This window comes from Pseudomonas synxantha (genome assembly GCF_900105675.1).
Taxonomy (GTDB): Bacteria; Pseudomonadota; Gammaproteobacteria; order Pseudomonadales; family Pseudomonadaceae; genus Aquipseudomonas; species Aquipseudomonas synxantha.
In genome coordinates, this window is the sequence record NZ_LT629786.1 from 3,916,307 (window position 1) to 3,936,162 (window position 19,856).

General features: G+C 61.6%; 17 protein-coding genes. 6 read left to right on the forward strand and 11 right to left on the reverse strand.

Annotated features, from left to right (window positions below):
* Positions 1 to 78: 78 nt before the first annotated feature.
* Positions 79 to 606, reverse strand: a complete 528-nt coding sequence (locus BLU48_RS18210) for a helix-turn-helix domain-containing protein (protein WP_057021997.1) — start codon at positions 604 to 606, stop codon at positions 79 to 81.
* A 160-nt stretch (positions 607 to 766) separates the two neighbouring features.
* Between BLU48_RS18210 and BLU48_RS18215 the strand changes: the two genes are divergently transcribed.
* The 5 genes from BLU48_RS18215 to BLU48_RS18235 all read left to right on the forward strand — a co-directional run bounded on the left by BLU48_RS18215 (position 767) and on the right by BLU48_RS18235 (position 6,837).
* Complete coding sequence (locus tag BLU48_RS18215) at positions 767 to 1,549, forward strand: aldolase (protein ID WP_057021996.1); 783 nt, start codon at positions 767 to 769, stop codon at positions 1,547 to 1,549.
* Between the two features lie 28 nt (positions 1,550 to 1,577).
* Positions 1,578 to 2,450, forward strand: a complete 873-nt coding sequence (locus tag BLU48_RS18220; RefSeq protein WP_057021995.1) for a dihydrodipicolinate synthase family protein — start codon at positions 1,578 to 1,580, stop codon at positions 2,448 to 2,450.
* A gap of 196 nt (positions 2,451 to 2,646) precedes the next feature.
* Positions 2,647 to 3,186 carry an RNA polymerase sigma factor gene (locus BLU48_RS18225; protein ID WP_057021994.1) on the forward strand — a complete coding sequence of 180 codons (540 nt, stop codon included), beginning with the start codon at positions 2,647 to 2,649 and terminating at the stop codon, positions 3,184 to 3,186.
* Entirely contained in the window at positions 3,183 to 4,151 is a 969-nt protein-coding gene (locus tag BLU48_RS18230; RefSeq protein ID WP_057021993.1) for a FecR family protein, read from the forward strand. Before BLU48_RS18225 ends, BLU48_RS18230 begins: the two co-directional genes overlap by 4 nt.
* Before the next feature lie 127 nt (positions 4,152 to 4,278).
* Positions 4,279 to 6,837, forward strand: a complete 2,559-nt coding sequence (locus BLU48_RS18235) for a TonB-dependent receptor (protein ID WP_057021992.1) — start codon at positions 4,279 to 4,281, stop codon at positions 6,835 to 6,837.
* Between the two features lie 106 nt (positions 6,838 to 6,943).
* Here BLU48_RS18235 and BLU48_RS18240 read toward each other — a convergent pair whose 3' ends face one another.
* The 4 genes from BLU48_RS18240 to BLU48_RS18255 form a co-directional block, all read right to left on the reverse strand.
* Positions 6,944 to 8,161, reverse strand: coding sequence for a class I SAM-dependent methyltransferase (locus BLU48_RS18240; protein ID WP_057021991.1), 1,218 nt, complete (start codon positions 8,159 to 8,161; stop codon positions 6,944 to 6,946).
* 220 nt (positions 8,162 to 8,381) lie between these two features.
* Positions 8,382 to 8,999, reverse strand: a complete 618-nt coding sequence (locus BLU48_RS18245) for a TPM domain-containing protein (RefSeq protein WP_057021990.1) — start codon at positions 8,997 to 8,999, stop codon at positions 8,382 to 8,384.
* Positions 9,000 to 9,030: 31 nt separating this feature from the next.
* Positions 9,031 to 9,759, reverse strand: a complete 729-nt coding sequence (locus tag BLU48_RS32515; RefSeq protein WP_057021989.1) for a TPM domain-containing protein — start codon at positions 9,757 to 9,759, stop codon at positions 9,031 to 9,033.
* A gap of 18 nt (positions 9,760 to 9,777) precedes the next feature.
* On the reverse strand, positions 9,778 to 10,389 hold the full coding sequence (locus BLU48_RS18255; protein ID WP_034118558.1) for a LemA family protein: 612 nt from the start codon (positions 10,387 to 10,389) through the stop codon (positions 9,778 to 9,780).
* Between the two features lie 238 nt (positions 10,390 to 10,627).
* Here BLU48_RS18255 and bglX point away from each other — a divergent pair, with 238 nt between their 5' ends.
* Positions 10,628 to 12,919 carry a beta-glucosidase BglX gene (gene bglX / locus BLU48_RS18260; protein ID WP_057021988.1) on the forward strand — a complete coding sequence of 764 codons (2,292 nt, stop codon included), beginning with the start codon at positions 10,628 to 10,630 and terminating at the stop codon, positions 12,917 to 12,919.
* A gap of 128 nt (positions 12,920 to 13,047) precedes the next feature.
* Here the strand turns inward: bglX and BLU48_RS18265 are convergent, their stop codons facing one another.
* The 6 genes from BLU48_RS18265 to BLU48_RS18290 all read right to left on the reverse strand — a co-directional run bounded on the left by BLU48_RS18265 (position 13,048) and on the right by BLU48_RS18290 (position 19,766).
* Positions 13,048 to 14,205, reverse strand: a complete 1,158-nt coding sequence (locus BLU48_RS18265; protein ID WP_057021987.1) for a phospholipase D-like domain-containing protein — start codon at positions 14,203 to 14,205, stop codon at positions 13,048 to 13,050.
* A 1-nt stretch (position 14,206) separates the two neighbouring features.
* A complete protein-coding gene (locus BLU48_RS18270; RefSeq protein ID WP_057021986.1) occupies positions 14,207 to 14,788 on the reverse strand; it encodes a YceI family protein in 582 nt (193 codons plus the stop codon).
* A 171-nt stretch (positions 14,789 to 14,959) separates the two neighbouring features.
* Positions 14,960 to 15,718: a helix-turn-helix domain-containing protein gene (locus BLU48_RS18275; protein ID WP_057021985.1), complete on the reverse strand. Its 759-nt coding sequence runs from the start codon at positions 15,716 to 15,718 to the stop codon at positions 14,960 to 14,962.
* Positions 15,719 to 15,781: 63 nt separating this feature from the next.
* Positions 15,782 to 17,224: an amidase gene (locus BLU48_RS18280; RefSeq protein ID WP_057021984.1), complete on the reverse strand. Its 1,443-nt coding sequence runs from the start codon at positions 17,222 to 17,224 to the stop codon at positions 15,782 to 15,784.
* Positions 17,221 to 18,531, reverse strand: coding sequence for a citrate-proton symporter (locus BLU48_RS18285; RefSeq protein ID WP_057021983.1), 1,311 nt, complete (start codon positions 18,529 to 18,531; stop codon positions 17,221 to 17,223). The genes BLU48_RS18280 and BLU48_RS18285 overlap by 4 nt, the downstream gene beginning before the upstream one ends.
* A 59-nt stretch (positions 18,532 to 18,590) precedes the next feature.
* Positions 18,591 to 19,766: a M20 aminoacylase family protein gene (locus tag BLU48_RS18290; RefSeq protein ID WP_057021982.1), complete on the reverse strand. Its 1,176-nt coding sequence runs from the start codon at positions 19,764 to 19,766 to the stop codon at positions 18,591 to 18,593.
* Positions 19,767 to 19,856 lie beyond the last annotated feature (90 nt).

Here is a 19,856-nt window from a genome sequence, read left to right on the forward strand (position 1 = left end):
CAGATGAGCTGACTGTTCCACCGCCATCGGGAGCAAGCCCCCCTCCCACACTGACTGCATTTCAGGTTGCGGCAAGCGTTACTCCTGCGAACTGTGCACCACCACCAGCAACTGCGCCTGCACCTCTCCCACCGAACGAAGGCGGTGGGGCTTCTGCGCATTGAAATGCAGGGCATCACCACGCTCCAGGATCACCCGCTCGTTCATGAAATCCACTTCCACCCGGCCTTCATGCACGAACAGAAACTCCTCCCCCAAATGCTCCTTGAAGGTCTTGTCGGTGAACTGGGCCGGAGGGTAGATGATGAACGGCAGCAGGCTGCGCTCGCTGACTTGATGGGCCAGCACCGCATAACCCGGCGAGGTGTCGGGCCGTTCGTGGCTGCGCACCAGGCTGTAGCTGTCGAGGCTGACCTTGTCTTCGCTGAACAGCTCTTCGACCTTCACGTTCAACGCCTTGGCCAATTTCAACGCAGCGGCAATGGAGGGCGTGTTGAGCCCGCGCTCCACTTTCGACAGATAACTCTTGGTCATCCCGGATTTTTCAGCCAGGGCTTCCAGGGTCACGCCAAGTTTTTTTCTCAATAATTTCAAACGGATAGACATTTGCTGCGGTTAATCCCTGCAGAAAGCGATGAGCCGTGCTTGCCAATGACACAAAGTGTCATATAGCATCATTCGTGTCATTTGCATTTACCCAACAACCTTGCGAGCAGCGGGCGAGCAGCAAATCCGACGTCCATTGAACCACCCAAAGGACACCGATATGGCCAAGACATTAGCACTCCCAAAAGAACAACTGGTCAAGCAAGCCCTGAGCCAGATGCAAAACAGTCTGGCGGATAATACGTGGACCGACCGGCAAAAGCTGGCGCTGACCTGCCGAATCCTGTTCGAGCACGGTCACGATTCCGGCCTGGCGGGGCAGATCACCGCGCGCGGGCCCACCCCTGGCACCTACTACACCCAGCAGCTGGGCCTGGGTTTTGACGAAATCACCGCCAGCAACCTGCTGCTGGTCAACGAAGACCTTGAAGTGTTGGAAGGCCATGGCATTCCCAACCCGGCCAACCGTTTTCATACCTGGGTGTACCGCGGCCGCCCGGATGTAAACTGCATCATCCATACGCACCCGACGCACATTGCCGCGCTGTCGATGCTGGAAGTGCCGCTGCAGGTGTCACACATGGACCTCTGCCCACTGTACGAAGACTGCGCCTTCCTGCAAGCCTGGCCCGGCGTGCCCGTGGGCAATGAAGAAGGAGAAATCATCACCACGGCCCTGGGCGACAAGCGCGCCATTTTGCTCTCGCACCACGGCCAGTTGTCCACGGGCGCCAGCATCGAAGAGGCTTGCGTCATCGCACAGTTGATCGAACGTGCGGCCAAGTTGCAGTTGCTGGCGATGGCCGCAGGCACCATCAAGCCGATCCTGCCGGAGTTGGGGCGCGAGGCCCATGACTGGATCTCCAAGCCCAAGCGCCACGGCGCCGCGTTTAACTATTACGCCCGGCAGAACCTGCGCAAGCATGCCGATTGCCTGAACTGATTGCCCCTTTCTGACCGGAGTTTCCCCCATGTCCAACCCAACTATTCACGGCATCATCGGCTATACCATCACCCCGTTCAGCGCCGACGGCCAGCGTATTGACCTCGACGCCCTCGGGCGCTCCATCGACCGCTTGATCGACAGCGGCGTCCACGCCATCGCGCCCTTGGGCAGCACCGGCGAAGGCGCTTACCTGAGCGATGCCGAGTGGGACGAAGTCAGCGTCTACAGCATCAAGAAAGTCGCCAAGCGTGTGCCGACCATTGTCAGCGTGTCCGACCTGACCACCGCCAAGGCCGTGCGCCGGGCACGCTATGCCGAAGCCCACGGCGCCGATGTGGTGATGGTACTGCCCGCCTCGTACTGGAAACTCAGCGAAGCAGAAATCCTCGCCCACTACGCCGCGATTGGCGACAGCATCGGCGTACCGATCATGCTCTACAACAACCCGGCCACCAGCGGCACCGACATGTCGGTGGAGCTGATCCTGCGCATCCTCAAGCAGGTCGACAACGTGACCATGGTCAAGGAGAGCACCGGCGATATCCAGCGCATGCACCAGCTGAAACTGCAGAGTGACGTGCCGTTCTACAACGGTTGCAACCCGCTGGCCCTGGAGGCTTTCGCCGCCGGTGCCAAAGGCTGGTGCACCGCAGCGCCGAACCTGATCGCGCAACTCAACCTGGATTTGTACCAGGCAGTGCTGGCCAATGACTTGAACCAGGCGCGGGAGCTGTTCTACCGCCAGTTGCCGCTGCTGCAATTTATTCTCAAGGGTGGGTTGCCGGCGACGATCAAGGCCGGCTTGCGCTTGACCGGGTTGGAGGTGGGTAATCCACGCCTGCCGGTATTCCCGCTGGGTGAAGCCGGGATCGAGCAGTTGAAGACATTGCTGCGCTGACACTAAGCAAATGTGGGAGGGGGCTTGCCCCCGATAGCGGTGTATCAGCCATAAATGTGGTGGCTGACACTCTGCTATCGGGAGCAAGCCCTCTTCCACATTTAGCCGAGCAAACTCTTTAAATAGAGACAAATGACAATAATTCTCGATATCATTCGCGACTTTTCCACGTCGTGCTTCGTCAAGAAGGATATCCATGTCTCGTCCCAAGCCCGACCCGTCGTCGGCCGATGCCTGTCGTGGGTTTTATGCAGATATTCTGTATTTCCTGCGTAAACGCACGGACAACGCCAGCGACGCGGCGGACATGACCCAGGATGTCTTTACCCAATGGCTGGGCTACCGCGACCGGGCCAAGGTCGAGCAGCCACGGGCGTTTTTGTTCCAGATGGCGCGCAACCTGCTGCGCGATCACTGGCGCAAACAGAAGGTACGGCAGACCGTCCACTCTGACCCCGCCGAAATGGATGCCGAGCCGGCCACTGATGAGCAGTACGACCCCATGGCCGCCGCCCTGCGCCTGCAACGCCTGGAACAGTTGAAAGAAGTCCTTGCCGAACTCTCGCCCCGCCGGCGAGAAGCCCTTATGCTGCACCGCTTCGAAGGCCTGAGTCAGGCGCAGATCGCCGAGCGTATGGGCATTTCGACCAGCATGGTAGAAAAGCACATCGCCTTTGCCCTGCTGCATTGCAAGCGACGCCTTCAACCCGACCTCGGCACGGAGCAGCCAGAATGAACCGCCTGAGCGACATCGACGCCCTGGACATCGAAGCGAGCGACTCCATCGACGCCCAGGCCGCCAGCTGGTTTGCACGCAACGGCAACGAGGCGAGCCGCGCCGACCGCAAAGCCTTTGCCACTTGGCAGGCTGTGCCTGCGCACGCGCGCGCCTATGCCGAATTCGAACAGCTGTGGGCCGACCTGGCCCAATTGCAGCAACTGAACAAACCCGTGCCATTGCCCCAGCGCAAGCCCAGCCTCTGGCGCCCTGCCCTGGCGGTGGCCGCTGCCCTGCTCTGCGCCGTGCTGGCGACGCCTCTCGGCGCGCCCCGCGAGCTGTATCACACCCAGATCGCCACCCAGCCCAAGGGCATGCGCATGTTAAACCTGCCCGATGGCAGCAGCTTGTTTGTGAATGCCAACACCCGCATCCGTGTGGACTTCAACGCCCACCAACGCATCCTGCACCTGGACAAGGGCCAGCTGTATATCGAAGTGGCCGCCGACAAGGAGCGCCCACTCTACGTACAGGCCGGCGAGTCGAACGTACGGGTGGTGGGCACCCGTTTTGATGTGCGTCGCGGCCAGCAGCAACTGGTGGTCAGTGTTGCCCATGGCCAAGTGGCGTTCGAACCGGATGGCAAAAGCCCGGTCACCCTGCTCGGCGCCCGGCAACGCGCTGCTTACGACTACGCCAAGGGCACCTTGCAACAGCAAACCCTCAGCGCCGAAGAAGTGGCCGATTGGCGCAGCGGGCACTTGTCGTTTCGCAATCGCGAGCTCGCCGGTCTGGTCGACGAATTGAGTTTGTATCGGCCCCAACAACCAATGCGGGTCAATAAGGCCGTCGCCCAACTCAAGGTGTCGGGCAACCTTGACGTGAATGACCCGGACGCCCTGCTCAACGCCCTGCCCGCATTGTTGCCGGTGAAAACCGTAGTGTCGGCCGATGGCATTATGAGAATCGAGCCAAGCAAATAGCCTGCACAATCCACACATGAGAATATCTTGCATTCGCATGTGTGGATTTTTTTGCCTGCCCCGTCTCCCTCCTGTCTGCGTTTGATACGCACACCTTTCTGGCTATTTAGCCGCACCGAGGGATTTCATGTTTCGCGCGCCTTGCCACGCTTCGCACCTGTTTCTTCGACCGACGCTCATTGCTACCTGCCTGGCCTTCAGCCTCAGCGCCCAGGCCGCGTCGTTCAAGCTGCAACTGCCGGCCCAGCCGCTGGCCACGTCCCTGAGCCAGGTGGCGCAACAGGCGCAAATCCAGCTGCTGTTCGATGAAAGCCTGCTCAAGAACCTGCAAGCGCCGGCACTCAACGGTCACTACACAGCGGAAGCGGCAATTCGCTCCCTGCTCAAGAATGGCGACTTCACCCTGATCAAGGTCGGCAGCACCTATGTCGTGCGCCCGGATGAGGGTAAGACCACCCAGAGCGGCGCGATCCAGCTGGACACGTTGAGCGTGATCGGCACCGGCAACGAAGTGAACTCCAGCACGGTCAACCGCTCCACCCTGACTCAGGCCGATATCGACCGCTACCAGTCCAATAACATCCCGAGCCTGTTGCAGACCCTGCCCGGCGTCAGCCAGGGCGGCTCGCTGAAACCCGGCGGCCAGACCATCAACATCCGTGGTTTCGGTGATGCCGAAGACGTACCGCTGACCGTGGACGGCGCCACCAAGACTGGCTTCGAGCGCTACCAGCAAGGCACCGTATTTATCGAGCCTGAGCTGATCAAGCGCATCGAAGTGGAAAAAGGCCCCAACTCGCCGTTCACCGGCAATGGCGGCTTCGGCGGCACGGTCAACATGATTACCAAGGACGCCCCGGACCTGCTCAAGGACGGCCGCAACAGCGGCGCGATGCTCAAATACGGCTACTCCAGCAATGACCATGAACAGGTCTACAGCGGTGCGGTGTATGGTCGTACCGACGATGGTCGCTTCGACGCGCTGGCCTACCTGACCCAACGGGACGGCGGCGATATGAAGGTGGCCGCCAAGTTGCCCAACGAGAACAACCAGTACCCCATCAACCCCCAGCGCCTGCCCAACAGCGCCCAGGATGTGGACGGCAAGCTGTTCAAGGTCAACGCGCATTTCACCGATGAGCACAGTGTCGGCCTGTCGTACTCACGCTCCCATAGCAACCGCTGGACGCCGTTTTCCGCAGCGAGCTATCCGACGCCGCCCACCCAGTTCAACATCGACCGCTACGGCTACGAAGGTGCGTTGAAGCGTTTCCTGGCCCACCGTGACACGGTCGACACCACTTGGTCGGGCAAGTACGAATACCAGCCCCTGGACAACCCGCTGGTGGACTTGACCATCAAGTATTCCCAGTCCGACACCGAGCAGACCGACGAGCGTGACGCCACCGCGTTTTTCCAGCTGGCCACCGGCGGGCGCAAGATGGACACGTCCTATACCGACAAGAACCTCGATATCCGTAACGTCAGCCTGTTCGATACCGGCCCCTTGCAGCATGCGGTGACGGTCGGCGGGCAGATCCGCAAACACATCCGCGAAACCGAAATGTGGATGCCCGGCACCACCTACAACACAGCGCGCTACAACTACGGGCACTTCCAGCCGGGCTTCATGCCCCACGGCAAGGTCGACACCAACAGCTTCTTTATCCAGGACGCGGTGACTATCGGCGACGTGACGATCACGCCGTCCCTGCGCTACGACCATGTGCGCAACCGCGGCGAAGGCAACGATGCGCCCTATTACAACAACCCCGACCCGGCCGTTGGCCACGACTACAGCGACCGCACCTACACAGGCTGGTCGCCACGCCTGGCGCTGTTCTGGACCGTGACGCCGAACGTCGGGCTGTTCGCCAACTGGAGCCAGACCTGGCGTGCGCCGGTGATCGACGAACAATATGAAGTCCAGGGCCTGGGCAGCCGTACCGCCACCAGCGTGGACCTGGACCCGGAACGCATCACCTCGATCACCCTGGGCAACATCACCAGCTTCGACAACCTGATCGCCCAGGACGACAACCTGCAACTGCGTACCACCCTGTTCCACAACAAAGTCGAAGACGAAATCTTCAAGGCCACCGGCGTGGGTTGCCAGAACCAGGCCATCAACGGCGGCAGTATTTCCTCGGCTTGCCCACCGGGGCCGATGTCCAACTACCGCAATATCGGTGGCATGACCATCAAGGGCGTCGAGCTGGAGTCGATCTATAACTCCACCTACCTGTTTGGCTCGGTGTCGTTCGCCTATGCCAAGGGCCAGCACCAAGGCGCCTACACCAACCCTTGGGGCCCTGATGTGGCAGCGCGGGATATCCCGCCGACCAAATGGGTGCTGGTCTTGGGCACCCACATCCCGGCCTGGGATGCCCAAGTGGGCTGGATGGGCCAGTTCATCGGTGCCACCGACCGCCTGCCCAGTGATAAATACTCCGGTGGCCCGGGTTCCGGTGTGGGTGACTTGTTCTTCGACCAGTACGGCAACAAGCGCTACAACACCCAGGGCCTGTTCGCCAAATGGGCCCCGCAGCAGGCGTACCTCAAAGGCACCGAGGTCAACTTCACCGTGGACAACCTGTTCAACGAAAACTTCCGCCCGGCCTTGAGCGGCGACCGCGCCTACACCAAGGGCCGCGATGCGAAGATCAGCGTGACGCGGTTCTTCTGACCACACACGCATTCCAAATGTGGGAGCTGGCTTGCCTGCGATAGCGGTGGCACAGCCACCATCGTCATCGCAGGCAAGCCAGCTCCCACAGGGCACCGCGCTCACTTCAGGCCAGGTAGCCATCCCCGCGCAGCAGGGTTTCCAGGCAGTGTTCCGTGATGTGGTAGAACGCCTTGAGCTCCTGGATTTTCACCAGCAACTGCGCGTTGTCCACCGGCTGCGCACGCTTGACCGCAAGAATCATCTTGTTCTTGTTGGTGTGCTCCAGCGAGATGAACTCAAACACCTTGGTCTCATAGCCACAGGCTTCGAGGAACAACGCGCGCAAGCTGTCGGTGACCATCTCCGCCTGCTGGCCCAGGTGCAGGCCATATTGCAGCATCGGCTTGAGCAGCGCCGGGCTCTGGATCTGCAGGCGAATCTGCTTGTGGCAGCAGGGCGAGCACATGATGATCGACGCGCCGGAACGGATGCCGGTGTGAATCGCATAATCAGTGGTAATGTCACAGGCATGCAGGGCGATCATTACGTCCAGCTCACTCGGCGCCACGCTGCGCACATCCCCGCATTTGAACACCAGCCCCGGGTGCTCAAGCCGCGCGGCGGCGGCGTTGCACAGAGTGACCATGTCTTCGCGCAATTCAACGCCGGTGACCTCGCCCTCGGCCTTGAGGGTATTGCGCAGGTAGTCATGGATGGCGAAAGTCAGGTAACCCTTGCCCGAGCCGAAATCGGCAACGCGCACCGGTTGATCGAGCTTCAACGGCGACGACGTCAGCGCATGGCTGAACACTTCGATGAACTTGTTGATCTGCTTCCACTTACGCGACATCGACGGGATCAGCGCCTGCTTGGCGTCGGTCACACCGAGGTCGGCGAGGAACGGCCGGCTCAGATCGAGGAAGCGGTTCTTTTCACGGTTATGCTCGGCCGACGGTGCTTCGCGCAATTGTTGCGGTTTGCTTTTGAACAGCGAGCTTTTGTTCTTCTTGCTGTATTCCAGCTGGGCTTCGTCAGTCAGCGAGAGCAAGTGCGCGTTCTTGAATGACGTCGGCAACAGTGCGGCAATCGCCGCCACACCCTCGGCCACGGGGAAGTTCTTGGTGATGTCGCGGGTCTTGTAGCGGTACACGAAGGACAGGCACGGCTGGTCTTTGACGGTGACCGGCTTGATGATCAGCCGTTGCAGCTCGGCTTCCTCACCGACGTACTTGGCCAGCACCAGCTTGATAAAGGCGTTTTGCGCAAGGCTTGCGCTCAGCAATTGGATGAACTGGGCGTGATGATCCGGCGCAGGGTTGGCGGGTTGAGCGGTGACGGACATGAACAAAAACGCCTCGGGCAAAGAATGCCGGGCATTTTAGGGGGGATAGGGCTTCAGGGCACGGGGTTATTTGATCAACGGTAAGTTCCAGCAGCACAGTAGATCTAAATGTGGGAGGGGGCTTGCCCCCGATAGCGGTGGATCAGCCAACATCAATGTTTGCTGGGCTGACGTCTTCGCGGGCAAGCCCCCTCCCACATTTGGAACTGAGTTGGATGGGCTATTCAAGTACAACCAGGCGATTAGGCAGCTCATTGCGCGTCTGCGTCACCGGCACATGCACCTTGAGCAACTCGCCACAGGCCTCAACACAGGCGATAAACCCGACCAGGGTCTGGCCCTGCTTCACCTGCTGGGTAAACGCCTGGACGATGGCATCCCAGTTGCTGTCATCCAGGCGCTGGGAAATCCCGTCATCCACCAGGATCTCCACATAACGCTCCGCCTCGCTGACAAAAATCAGCACACCGGTGCTGCCCACGGTGTGGTGCAGGTTCTGCTCCAGGAACTGCCGGCGCGCCAGGTTCGAGGCGCGCCAATGGCGAACCGAACGCGGAATCAGCCGGGTGGTGACCTTGGGCAAGCGGAACACCAGGCACAACACAATGAACGTCGCCCATTGCGCCAACAGCAATGTGTACATCGTCAGGTAGCCCGACAGGTAATGCACCACGCCCGGCACCACCAACGCGATCAAGCTCGCCCACAATAACGGGATGTAGGCGTAGTCATCGGCACGCGCCGCCAGCACGGTCACCAACTCCGCGTCGGTGGTTTTCTCGACCCGGGCGATGGCTTCGGCGACTTGGCGTTGCTCGTGTTCAGTCAGTAATGCCATGGTTGTAGATGCTCTTTTCTCGTTATTGTCATTACCAGCCCCCCGAAGCCCCGCCGCCACCGAAGCCACCGCCGCCGCCCCGGAAACCGCCGCCACCGCCTCCCCCACCGCCGCCGCGGCCACTGCTGCTGAGAATGGCCAGCAGGATGGCGCCCACCGGCAGGCCCATGCGATTGCACAGCCATAACACGCCGATCAGCAGGATAAACAAACCGATGGAGAACCCTGGATTATCCTTGGCGAAATTCGCATCCGCCACATGGGCCGGCACTGCCAAGGGTTCGCCGCCCACCACCTGCAGCATCGCGGCCACGCCATCGCTGATGCCCTGGCTGAAGTTGCCGGCCTTGAACTTCGGCAAGATCACCTGATTGATGATCACCCAGGATTGCGCATCCGTCAGCACACCTTCCAGGCCGTAACCGACTTCGATGCGCACTTTGCGGTCATCACGGGAGACGATCAGCAGCGCGCCGTTGTCCTTGCCCTTCTGGCCAATACCCCACTGGCGGCCCAATTGATAACCGTAGTCTTCAATGGGCACGCCCTGCAGGTCGGGCACGGTGACCACCACGAGCTGGTCGCCCGAGGTTTGCTCCAGCGCCTGCAACTGCTGGGTCAATTGCTCGCGCACCGCCGGGTCGATCATCTGCGCGCTGTCCACCACACGCCCGCTCAGCGCCGGGAAGGTCAACGCTGCCTGGGCCACGCCCACGCAGGCCAACAGCCACAACGCCAGGCTTATCCGTAATAAACGCATCGACACCTCAGCGCGGGCTTATTTGAACTTCACTTGCGGCGCTTTATCGGCGTCGGCACTGGTGGCTTCAAACGTGGCGCGAATCGGCAGGTCGCTGTACATCACGGTGTGCCACAGGCGGCCCGGGAAAGTACGGATTTCGGTGTTGTAGGCTTGCACGGCCTGGATGAAATCACGACGAGCCACGGCGATCCGGTTCTCGGTGCCTTCAAGCTGGGACTGCAGGGCCAGGAAGTTCTGGTTGGCCTTGAGGTCCGGGTAACGCTCGGACACCACCATCAAACGGCTGAGTGCACCGCTCAGGCCATCCTGGGCTTGCTGGAACTGCTTGAGTTTTTCCGGGTTGTCGAGGGTGCTGGCATCCACCTGGATCGAGGTGGCCTTGGCCCGCGCTTCAATCACCGCGGTCAGGGTGTCTTGCTCATGGGCGGCGTAGCCCTTGACCACTTCCACCAGGTTGGGGATCAGGTCGGCACGGCGCTGGTACTGGTTCTGCACCTGACCCCAGGCCGCCTTGGCCTGTTCGTCCAGGGTCGGGATGTTGTTGATGCCGCAACCGCTCAGCACGGTGCTGATCAGTAGCAAAGCCGCAGCCTTGAAGCCCCAGCGGTAATGTTGTGCTGCTTGCATAGTGTTTCTCCTGCCCGATCTCGATGGAATTTGATGACTAACCCTACAAACGACGCGCTTGGGGCATAATCCGCCACCACTGGCATGCATCGAGCCAATCAGCTACAAAGATGCCCAGCGCGAAAAAGAGTTCAGAGTGTGCTGCATTTATCTGAACAACACCCGAACAACAATAGACGCTCCCCACATTTTGGCCGACCAGCGTTATCGCTGTGCAGTGAGCCGAAAAAGGATATTCATGAAGAAGCTGTGTTTGCTCGGCCTTGTTGCCACTCTGGCCACCCACCCCGTATGGGCAGAAACAAAGCCTGCTGCGCTTAAAGACAAGGACGCCTTCGTCAGCGACCTGCTCAAGCAAATGACCCTGGATGAAAAGATCGGCCAATTGCGCCTGATCAGCATCGGCCCGGAAATGCCCCGGGAACTGATCCGCCAGGAAATCGCCGCCGGCCGCATCGGTGGCACGTTCAACTCCATCACCCGCCCGGAAAACCGCCCGATGCAGGACGCGGCCATGCGCAGCCGCTTGAAGATCCCGATGTTCTTCGCCTACGACGTGATCCACGGCCACCGCACGATTTTCCCGATCAGCCTGGCCCTGGCTTCCAGCTGGGACATGGACGCCATCGGCCGCTCCGGGCGCATCGCCGCCCAGGAAGCCGCTGCCGACAGCCTCGACATCACCTTTGCGCCAATGGTCGATATCTCCCGCGACCCGCGCTGGGGCCGCACCTCCGAAGGGTTCGGGGAAGACACCTACCTGGTCTCGCGCATTGCCGAAGTCATGGTCAAGGCGTTCCAGGGCACCAGCCCCGCGAATGCCGACAGCCTGATGGCCAGCGTCAAGCACTTCGCCCTGTACGGTGCGGTGGAAGGCGGGCGCGACTACAACGTGGTCGACATGAGCCCGGTCAAGATGTACCAGGACTACCTGCCGCCCTACCACGCGGCAATCAAGGCCGGTTCCGGCGGCGTGATGGTGGCGTTGAACTCGATCAACGGCGTGCCCGCCACCGCCAACACCTGGCTGATGAACGACCTGCTGCGCAGAGACTGGGGCTTCAAGGGCCTGACCGTCAGCGACCACGGCGCGATCTTCGAGCTGATCAAGCACGGCGTGGCCAAGGACGGGCGCGAAGCCGCCAAGCTGGCGATCAAGGCCGGCATCGACATGAGCATGAACGACTCGCTGTACGGCAAGGAATTGCCCGGGCTGCTCAAGTCCGGCGAGATCGAGCAGAGCGACATCGACAATGCCGTGCGCGAAGTGCTCGGCGCCAAGTACGACATGGGCCTGTTCAAGGACCCGTACCTGCGCATCGGCAAGGCCGAGGATGACCCGGTCGACACCTACGCCGACAGCCGCCTGCACCGCACCGAGGCCCGGGATATCGCACGCCGTAGCCTGGTGTTGCTGAAAAACCACAACGAAACCCTGCCGCTGAAAAAATCCGCGACCATCGCTCTGGTCGGCCCGCTGGCCAAGGCCCCTATCGACATGATGGGCAGTTGGGCCGCTGCCGGCCGGCCTGCGCAATCGGTGACCCTGCTCGACGGCCTGAACGCGGTGATCGGCGAGAAAGGCAAAGTGATCTATGCCCGTGGTGCCAATATCACCGGCGACAAGGCAGTGCTCGACTACCTCAACTTCCTCAACTTTGATGCCCCGGAAGTGGTGGATGACCCGCGCCCTGCCCAAGTGCTGATTGACGAAGCGGTCAAGGCCGCGAAGAACGCCGACGTTATCGTCGCAGCGGTGGGCGAGTCCCGTGGCATGTCCCACGAGTCGTCGAGCCGCACCGACCTGAATATCCCGCAAAGCCAGCGCGACCTGATCAAGGCCCTGAAAGCTACCGGCAAACCGTTGGTTTTGGTGCTGATGAACGGCCGTCCGCTGTCGATCCTCGATGAGAGCCAGCAGGCCGACGCGATCCTGGAAACCTGGTTCGCCGGCACCGAAGGCGGCAACGCCATCGCCGACGTGCTGTTCGGTGACTACAACCCGTCGGGCAAGCTGCCGATCACCTTCCCACGTTCGGTGGGGCAGATTCCCACCTACTACAACCACCTGACCATCGGCCGACCATTCACCCCAGGCAAGCCGGGCAACTACACCTCGCAGTACTTCGATGACACCACCGGCCCGCTGTTTCCGTTTGGTTATGGCCTGAGCTACACCACGTTCAGCCTGGCGGACATGGCGCTGTCGTCCACCACCCTGAACAAGACCGGCAAGCTCGACGCCAGCGTCACGGTGAAGAACACCGGCAAGGTCGATGGCGAAACCGTGGTGCAGTTGTATATCCAGGACGTGGCCGGCTCGATGATTCGCCCGATCAAGGAGCTGAAGAACTTCCAGAAGGTCATGCTCAAGGCCGGCGAAGAACGCACGCTGCACTTCACCATCACCGAGGAGGACTTGAAGTTCTACAACACCCAGCTCAAGTTCGCGGCGGAACCGGGTGAGTTCAATGTGCAGATCGGGCTGGATTCCCAGGATGTGCAGCAACAGACCTTTGAACTGCTCTAAACCTCAAATGCAGTAAAAATGTGGGAGGGGGCTTGCTCCCGATAGCAGTGGGTCAGTCAATAAATCTGTTAACTGAAACACCGCCATCGGGAGCAAGCCCCCTCCCACATTTGACCTCATTGTTCTTGTTAGCCGCGCCGGTCGAGCAGGTTGACCACCAACCGATCAATCCACCCCCACACCCTCTGCTTCACCCGCCGCCACAACGGCCGCGCTTTCCATGCCTCCAGGCTCACCGCCTGGCTCTGGGCAAAATCGGTTTCGAAACTGGCCACCACCGCCGCCGTCAATCCCGGGTCCAGCGCTTCGAGGTTGGCTTCCAGGTTGAAGCGCAAATTCCAGTGATCGAAATTGCATGAACCAATGCTCACCCAATCATCCACCAGCACCATTTTCAGGTGCAAAAAGCACGGCTGGTATTCAAAGATCTGCACGCCTGCCCGCAGCAGACGCGGGTAATAACGATGGCCGGCGTAGCGTACTGACGGGTGATCGGTACGTGGCCCGGTGAGCAGCAAACGCACATCCACACCCCGCCCTGCCGCCCTGCGCAAGGCACGACGCACGCTCCAGGTCGGCAGGAAGTAAGGCGTCGCCAGCCAGATCCGCCCCTTGCTGCTGTTCAAGGCGCGGATCAGCGATTGCAGGATATCCCGGTGTTGACGGGCGTCGGCATAGGCCACACGACCCAGGCCGGGGCCCATCGCAGGCACCTTGGGCAGGCGCGGCAAACCGAAATGGGTCGCCGGTTTCCATTCACGGCGCGCCGCGTTGGCGTGCCATTGACGGTCAAACAGGGCCTGCCAGTCCAGCACCAGCGGGCCGCTGATCTGCACCATCACTTCATGCCAGTCGGCGCTGTCTTGCCCTGGCGTCCAGAACTCATCGGTGACGCCCGTGCCGCCGACCACGGCGACACCCTGGTCGATCAGCAACAGCTTGCGGTGATCGCGGTACAGGTTGCGCATCCAGCGCCGCCAGTTCAGGCGATTGTAGAAGCGCAGCTCCACGCCAGCATCGATCAAGCGCTTGCGCAGCCCGAGGGTAAACGCCAGGCTGCCGTAATCATCAAACAGGCAGCGCACCTGCACGCCGCGCTCGGCGGCCAGCACCAGCGCCTGCACCATGGCGTCGGCACAGGCCCCGGCTTCGACCAAATACAATTCAAGATCGACCTGCTGCTCGGCCCGGGCAATGCCCACCAGCATCTGCGGGAAGAAACTCGGCCCGTCGATCAGCAATTCAAACTGATTGGCGCTGCGCCACGGGAACACTGCGCCGCTCATGTCAGCGCGCCGTGAAAATCAGTACCGCACCCACCGGCACCGACAGGCTGATCGACTTAAGCCCGGCAGCCTTGCGCAACGCCGCTACGCCCGGCGCCAGGTCGAAATCCTCGGCATGCAACACCACCGGCTCCAGGGTCACCACCTGGAAGCGCCGCTCATCCAGGCGCGTGGCGAGCAATTCGGCGCTGTAGGTCTGGGTCTTGCCGTGCAGGGTAACGCTCAGCGGCAGGCGCAATTCCAACTGCGCGCCGGGCGCCAGGTCGTTGATCGGCTGCAGATTGATCTGCGCGCTGATCTGCGCTTCGGGGAAGGTCTTGATCTGGAACAGCTCTTTGCGCATGCGCTCGTCGCGCAGTGGGATGCCACTGTTGATCGACTCCATCTCCACTTGCAACTGCGCCGCGCCCTTGGCGTCGACCTTGCCATGCAACACCAGGAAGCGATGCACCTCGGCAATCTCGGTGTTTTTGGTGGTGACGAAAGACAGGCGCGAGGATTCGTTATCCAGGTACCAGTCGGCGTGGGCAGGCACGCTGGCACAGGTCAGCAGGGCGAAGACCAGGGGTTTGACATTGAACATAAAGACTCATGGGGCAAAAAACCTGGGCGAACATTAAGCGCAATCTCACGAACGGCGCAAATCCAATGTGGGGGGCTTGCTCCCGATGGCGGTGGATCAGCAACTCATCCAGTGGCTGACACCCTGCTATCGGGAGCAAGCCCCCTCCCACATGGGTCCGGCGGCGACTGTTCAGGCCAATGCCCGTTGAACTTCGCAGATCGTTTCTTCAAGGCTGGCCATATGCAGGTTCAACACCCGCTCCACCGGCGCTTGATGCATCGGCCAATGCAAGGCCATGCTGCCCACCAACCGGCCATTGGCCCGCACCGGCAACGCTACCGCCCGGATCAGGAACGGCAGACGCACCGGGTATTCCCAATAGCCCTCGGTACGCTGGCCGAAACCCTGGTGCTGGGTGTGCTCGCACGCATGGTATTGCTCATCGGCGGCCACCCGGTCGCGGCCCGCCAGGCGTTGCACTTCATCACGGGGCAGTTGCGTCAGGCAGGCCTTTCCCATCGCCGAGTGAAACAGGCTGGCGTACTGGCCGACGATCTGGCAGTTGTTCGGGTACAGCTTGCGCAACACACTGGGAATCGCGCTCTCCATGACTTCCAGGCGCTCGCCGTCGAAGCAGGACAAGTCCACCACCAAGCCGGTGCGCTCGCTCAACTCCACCAACCACGGCGCCGCGCTTTCCACCACCTGGCGCCTGAAGCGTTGCTGGGTATCGCCGAACAAACGCCGGGCACGCAGGCGGTAGCGCCGATCGCTCAGGCCGCGATAGACCCAGCCCTGTTCCTGCAAGGTCAGCAACATGCGCGACACCGTGGCCTTGGGCAGGCGCGTGAGGTAGTGCAGTTCCTCCAGCCCCAGGGCCTGGTGCTCACCCAGCAACTCGACGATTGCCAGTGCACGCTCAACCGAGCGTACGGTGCCTGTGTCCATGTTCGATCTCCCTGTTGCCGGTGGATGATCATTTTCACAGCAAGATGCAGGCCCGGTCGCGGCTCAGCCGGTCGCTGCAAGACATTCCGGCGGCCGGCGTCGTACCCATTGGGTCAGCTGTTCATGGGCATAGGCCAATTGCAGCACGGCGCGGTCCGCCTGGGCCGGGCCGATGATTTGCAGGCCCATGGGCAGGCCTTGGGGGTTGAAGCCCACGGGGATGCTCATGCTCGGCAAGCCGGCCAGGGTTGGGCCGATCACCACTTCCATCCAGCGGTGATAGGTATCCATTTCGCGCCCGGCCACATGGTACGGCCACGCTTGTTGTGCATCGAAAGGGAACACTTGGGCGGTGGGCAGCAGCAGGAAATCGTAACGCTCGAACAATTTGGTCAGGGCTCTGTACCACTCGCTACGATCCACCGAGGCCTGGTACACCTGCTGGGCGCTCAAGCCGAGGCCGCCCTCCACTTCCCATTGCGCTTCGGGCTTGAGCAGTGCACGTTTTTTTGGGTTGGCATAGGCCGCACCGAGGTTGCCGTGCACCAGCCAATGGCGGTGTACCAGCCAGCAGCGCCACAGTCGCGCCATTGAAAAGTCCGGCTGGCAGCTTTCTACTTCGCAGCCAAGCTCGGCGAAGTCACCCTGGGCCTTTTCGCACAGGCTCATCAGGCCGTCTTTCATCGGCAAATAACCGTTGTAGTCCCCCAGCCATCCCAGGCGTGCGCCTTTGAAGTCGCGCTGCAGCGGCTGGCCCAGCACAGCGGGATCGTCCTTGGAAGACAACGGCACCCGTGGGTCGTAACCGGCCTGAATGCTCAACAACCGCGCCACATCCGTCACGCTGCGGCCCATCGGGCCTTCGGTGCCCAACTGCTGCACGAACACTTCCGGCATCGGCCCGTGGGGCACGCGCCCCTGGGACGGGCGCAAGCCGAACACATTGTTGAACGCCGCCGGGTTGCGCAGCGAGCCCATCATATCGCTGCCATCGGCCACCGGCAGCATGCGTAGCGCCAGGGCCACCGCCGCCCCGCCGCTGCTGCCGCCGGCCGACAGGCGCGGGTCATAAGCATTGCCGGTGGTGCCGAACAGCGTGTTGTAGGTATGGGAGCCCAGGCCGAACTCCGGCACGTTGGTCTTGCCGATGATGATCGCGCCACTGGCCCGCACCCGCGCCACGCTGATGGCGTCTTCACTCGGCACATGCTCGGCAAACAACGGTGAGCCCAGGGTGGTGCGCAAGCCTTGGGTCGCCGCCAGGTCCTTGATCGCCTGGGGCATGCCATGCATCCAGCCGCGGGACTGGCCCTGGTCCAGCTCACGATCACAGGCTCTCGCCTCGGCCAGCACGGCATCGCTGTCGCGCAACGACACCAGCGCATTCACCCTGGGGTTAAAACGCTGGATCTGTGCCAGGTACGCTTGCATCACCTCTTCACACGACACCTGCCGCCCATGGATCGCCCGCGACAGTTCGGTGGCATCCCAATCAACAATACTCAAGGCTTCACCTCACTTGAAAACGCCAGCGGTTTCTTCGCCCGCGGTGCCTCCTGCATGCAGTAAGTGCCCAGCAGCGTCAGCACGCAAGCGAACAACACATAGAACGACGGTGCCACCGGTGTGCCCAACACTTTGCTCAACCAGGTCACGATCAGCGGTGCGAAACCACCGAACACCATCACCGCTACGTTATAGGCCACTGACACGCCGGTCGAGCGCACCTCGATGGGAAACTGCTCGGCCAACGCCGTCGGCGCCGGGCCGAAGAACCCGCCAATGGCCGTGCACAGCATCACCTGCATCACCAGCAAGCGCTCGATGGACGGCGCGGCAGCCACCCACACATACAGCGGGTAGACCATCACGAAGAAGGCCAGCGTGAACGCCATCAGCACCGGCCGCCGCCCCAGGCGATCCGAGAGCAGGCCGGACAACGGAATCACCACAGTCATCAGCGCCACCGCAAACATCTGCACCATCAGCACCTGGTCCAACGGCAGGCCGAGGTTCTTGTGAGCGAAGGTCGGCATGTTCACCAGCACCACATAGAACGACACCGTCGCCCCACAGGCCAGGCCCATGGACACCAGGATGCTGCGGCGATGATCACGCAACACATTCATCAGGCTCGGCGCCGGGCCGGTGGCGTTTCTGCGCGCCTCAATGAACTCTTCCGGGTCTTCCATGTGCCGACGAATCCACAACCCCACCGGGCCGATCAGCAAGCCCAGTACGAACGGCAGGCGCCAGCCCCACAGGTCGAGGGTTTCGGGGGAAAAGAAGTGCGTCACCAGCGCCACCATCGCTGCTCCCCCAAACACCGCCAGGCACTGCCCCACCAGCTGCCACGAGCCGTACAAGCCCTTGCGATGGGCCGGCGCACTTTCTACCAGGAACGCGGTGGCACTGGCGTATTCCCCGCCGGTGGCAAAGCCCTGGAGCATGCGCGCCACCACGATCAGCAGCGGCGCGCCCATGCCGATGGCGGCATAGTTTGGCGCAAAGGCGATCATTGCGATGGACACGGTCATCAGCCGGATAATCAACTGCATCGCCGCCTTGCGGCCTTTGCGGTCGGAGTAGATGCCCAACAGGATGCCGCCCACCGGGCGCATGAAAAAGCCCACACCAAAGGTGGCCAAGGCCATCAGCAGCGAAGCGTATTCATCCTCGGAGGGGAAGAATTGCCGGGCGATAATGCTGGCCAGAAAGCCATAGACGATAAAGTCGTACCACTCCAACGCGTTGCCGATCACGGCCGCCACCACTTGGCGGGTGCGGGAGACGCCAGGTTTTGAAGTCTGCATGAGGAACACTCCATTCAACCGATAAGGGAAAGGGTCCAGCGGCAGAAAAAGTGCGGTTGTCAGGCAGGCTTGAGCCAGCTCTCGGCCAGTGCGCCCCAATAGGCGGCGCCGGTCAGCAGGATGTCGTCGTTGAAGTCATAGGCGGGGTTATGCACCATCGGCCGCGATACGCCATTGCCGATAAACAGGTAGCTGCCGGGGCAGCGTTGCAGCATCCAAGCGAAGTCTTCGCTGCCCATCAGCGTGCGGGTGTTGCCGTCCACGGCATCGGCGCCGAGCAAGGCCACGCCGACCTGGCGGGCAAACTCGGTTTCTTCGGCATGGTTGACCAGCACCGGATAGGCCGGGCGGTGTTCGACCTGCACCGTGCAGCCGAAGCTGGCGGCCTGGGTCTGGATGATCGCGTTGACCCGCTCGAGCATCTGCTCGCGCACCTTGGGGTTGAGTGCGCGCAGGCTCAGGCGCAATAACGCTTGCTGGGGAATCACGTTGGCCGCCTGACCGGCCTGCAAGGCGCCTACCGTGACCACGGCGGCTTCCTGGGTGTCGATATTGCGCGCCACCACCGTCTGCAGGGCCATGACCATACTCGCGGCCGCTACCAACGGGTCCACGGTCAAGTGCGGCATGGAGCCATGGCCGCCGACGCCTTCGAGGGTGACAGTGAGCAAGTCCTGGGAGGCCATCATTGGGCCAACTCTTAACCCCAAATGCCCTGCTGGCAAGCCCGGCATATTGTGCATGCCAAACAACCCATCACAGGGAAAACGCTCCAGCAAACCCTCCGCCAGCATCGCCTCGGCACCGCCCTGGCCTTCTTCGGCGGGTTGGAAAATCAGATTCAGCGTGCCGTCGAATTGCCGCGTCGCCGCCAGGTAGCGGGCAGCGCCGAGCAACATGGTGGTATGGCCGTCATGCCCGCAGGCGTGCATGCAACCGGCGTGCTGGCTGGTGTAGGCCGCGCCGGTGTTTTCGATGATGGGCAAGGCGTCCATATCGGCGCGAATGCCCAGCGTGCGCGAGCTGCTGCCGTTACGCAGCACGCCGACCACACCGGTCTTGCCGATGCCGGTATGCACCTCATACCCCCATTCCCGCAAGGAGTGCGCGACCAGCGCTGAGGTGCGGTTCTCTTCAAAGCCAAGCTCAGGATGGGCGTGGATATCGTGACGCACAGCGTGCAAGTCGCTGGCGACGTCGCTGAGCCAATCCAGGATGTGCTGGTGTGGGCGCATGGTGATTCTCCTCACAGGCGGGTGTTCCCGTTCTTGTTGGCGACACACCGCCAGCTAACCGCGATGTGGGCGTGAGGACAACCAAAGGTG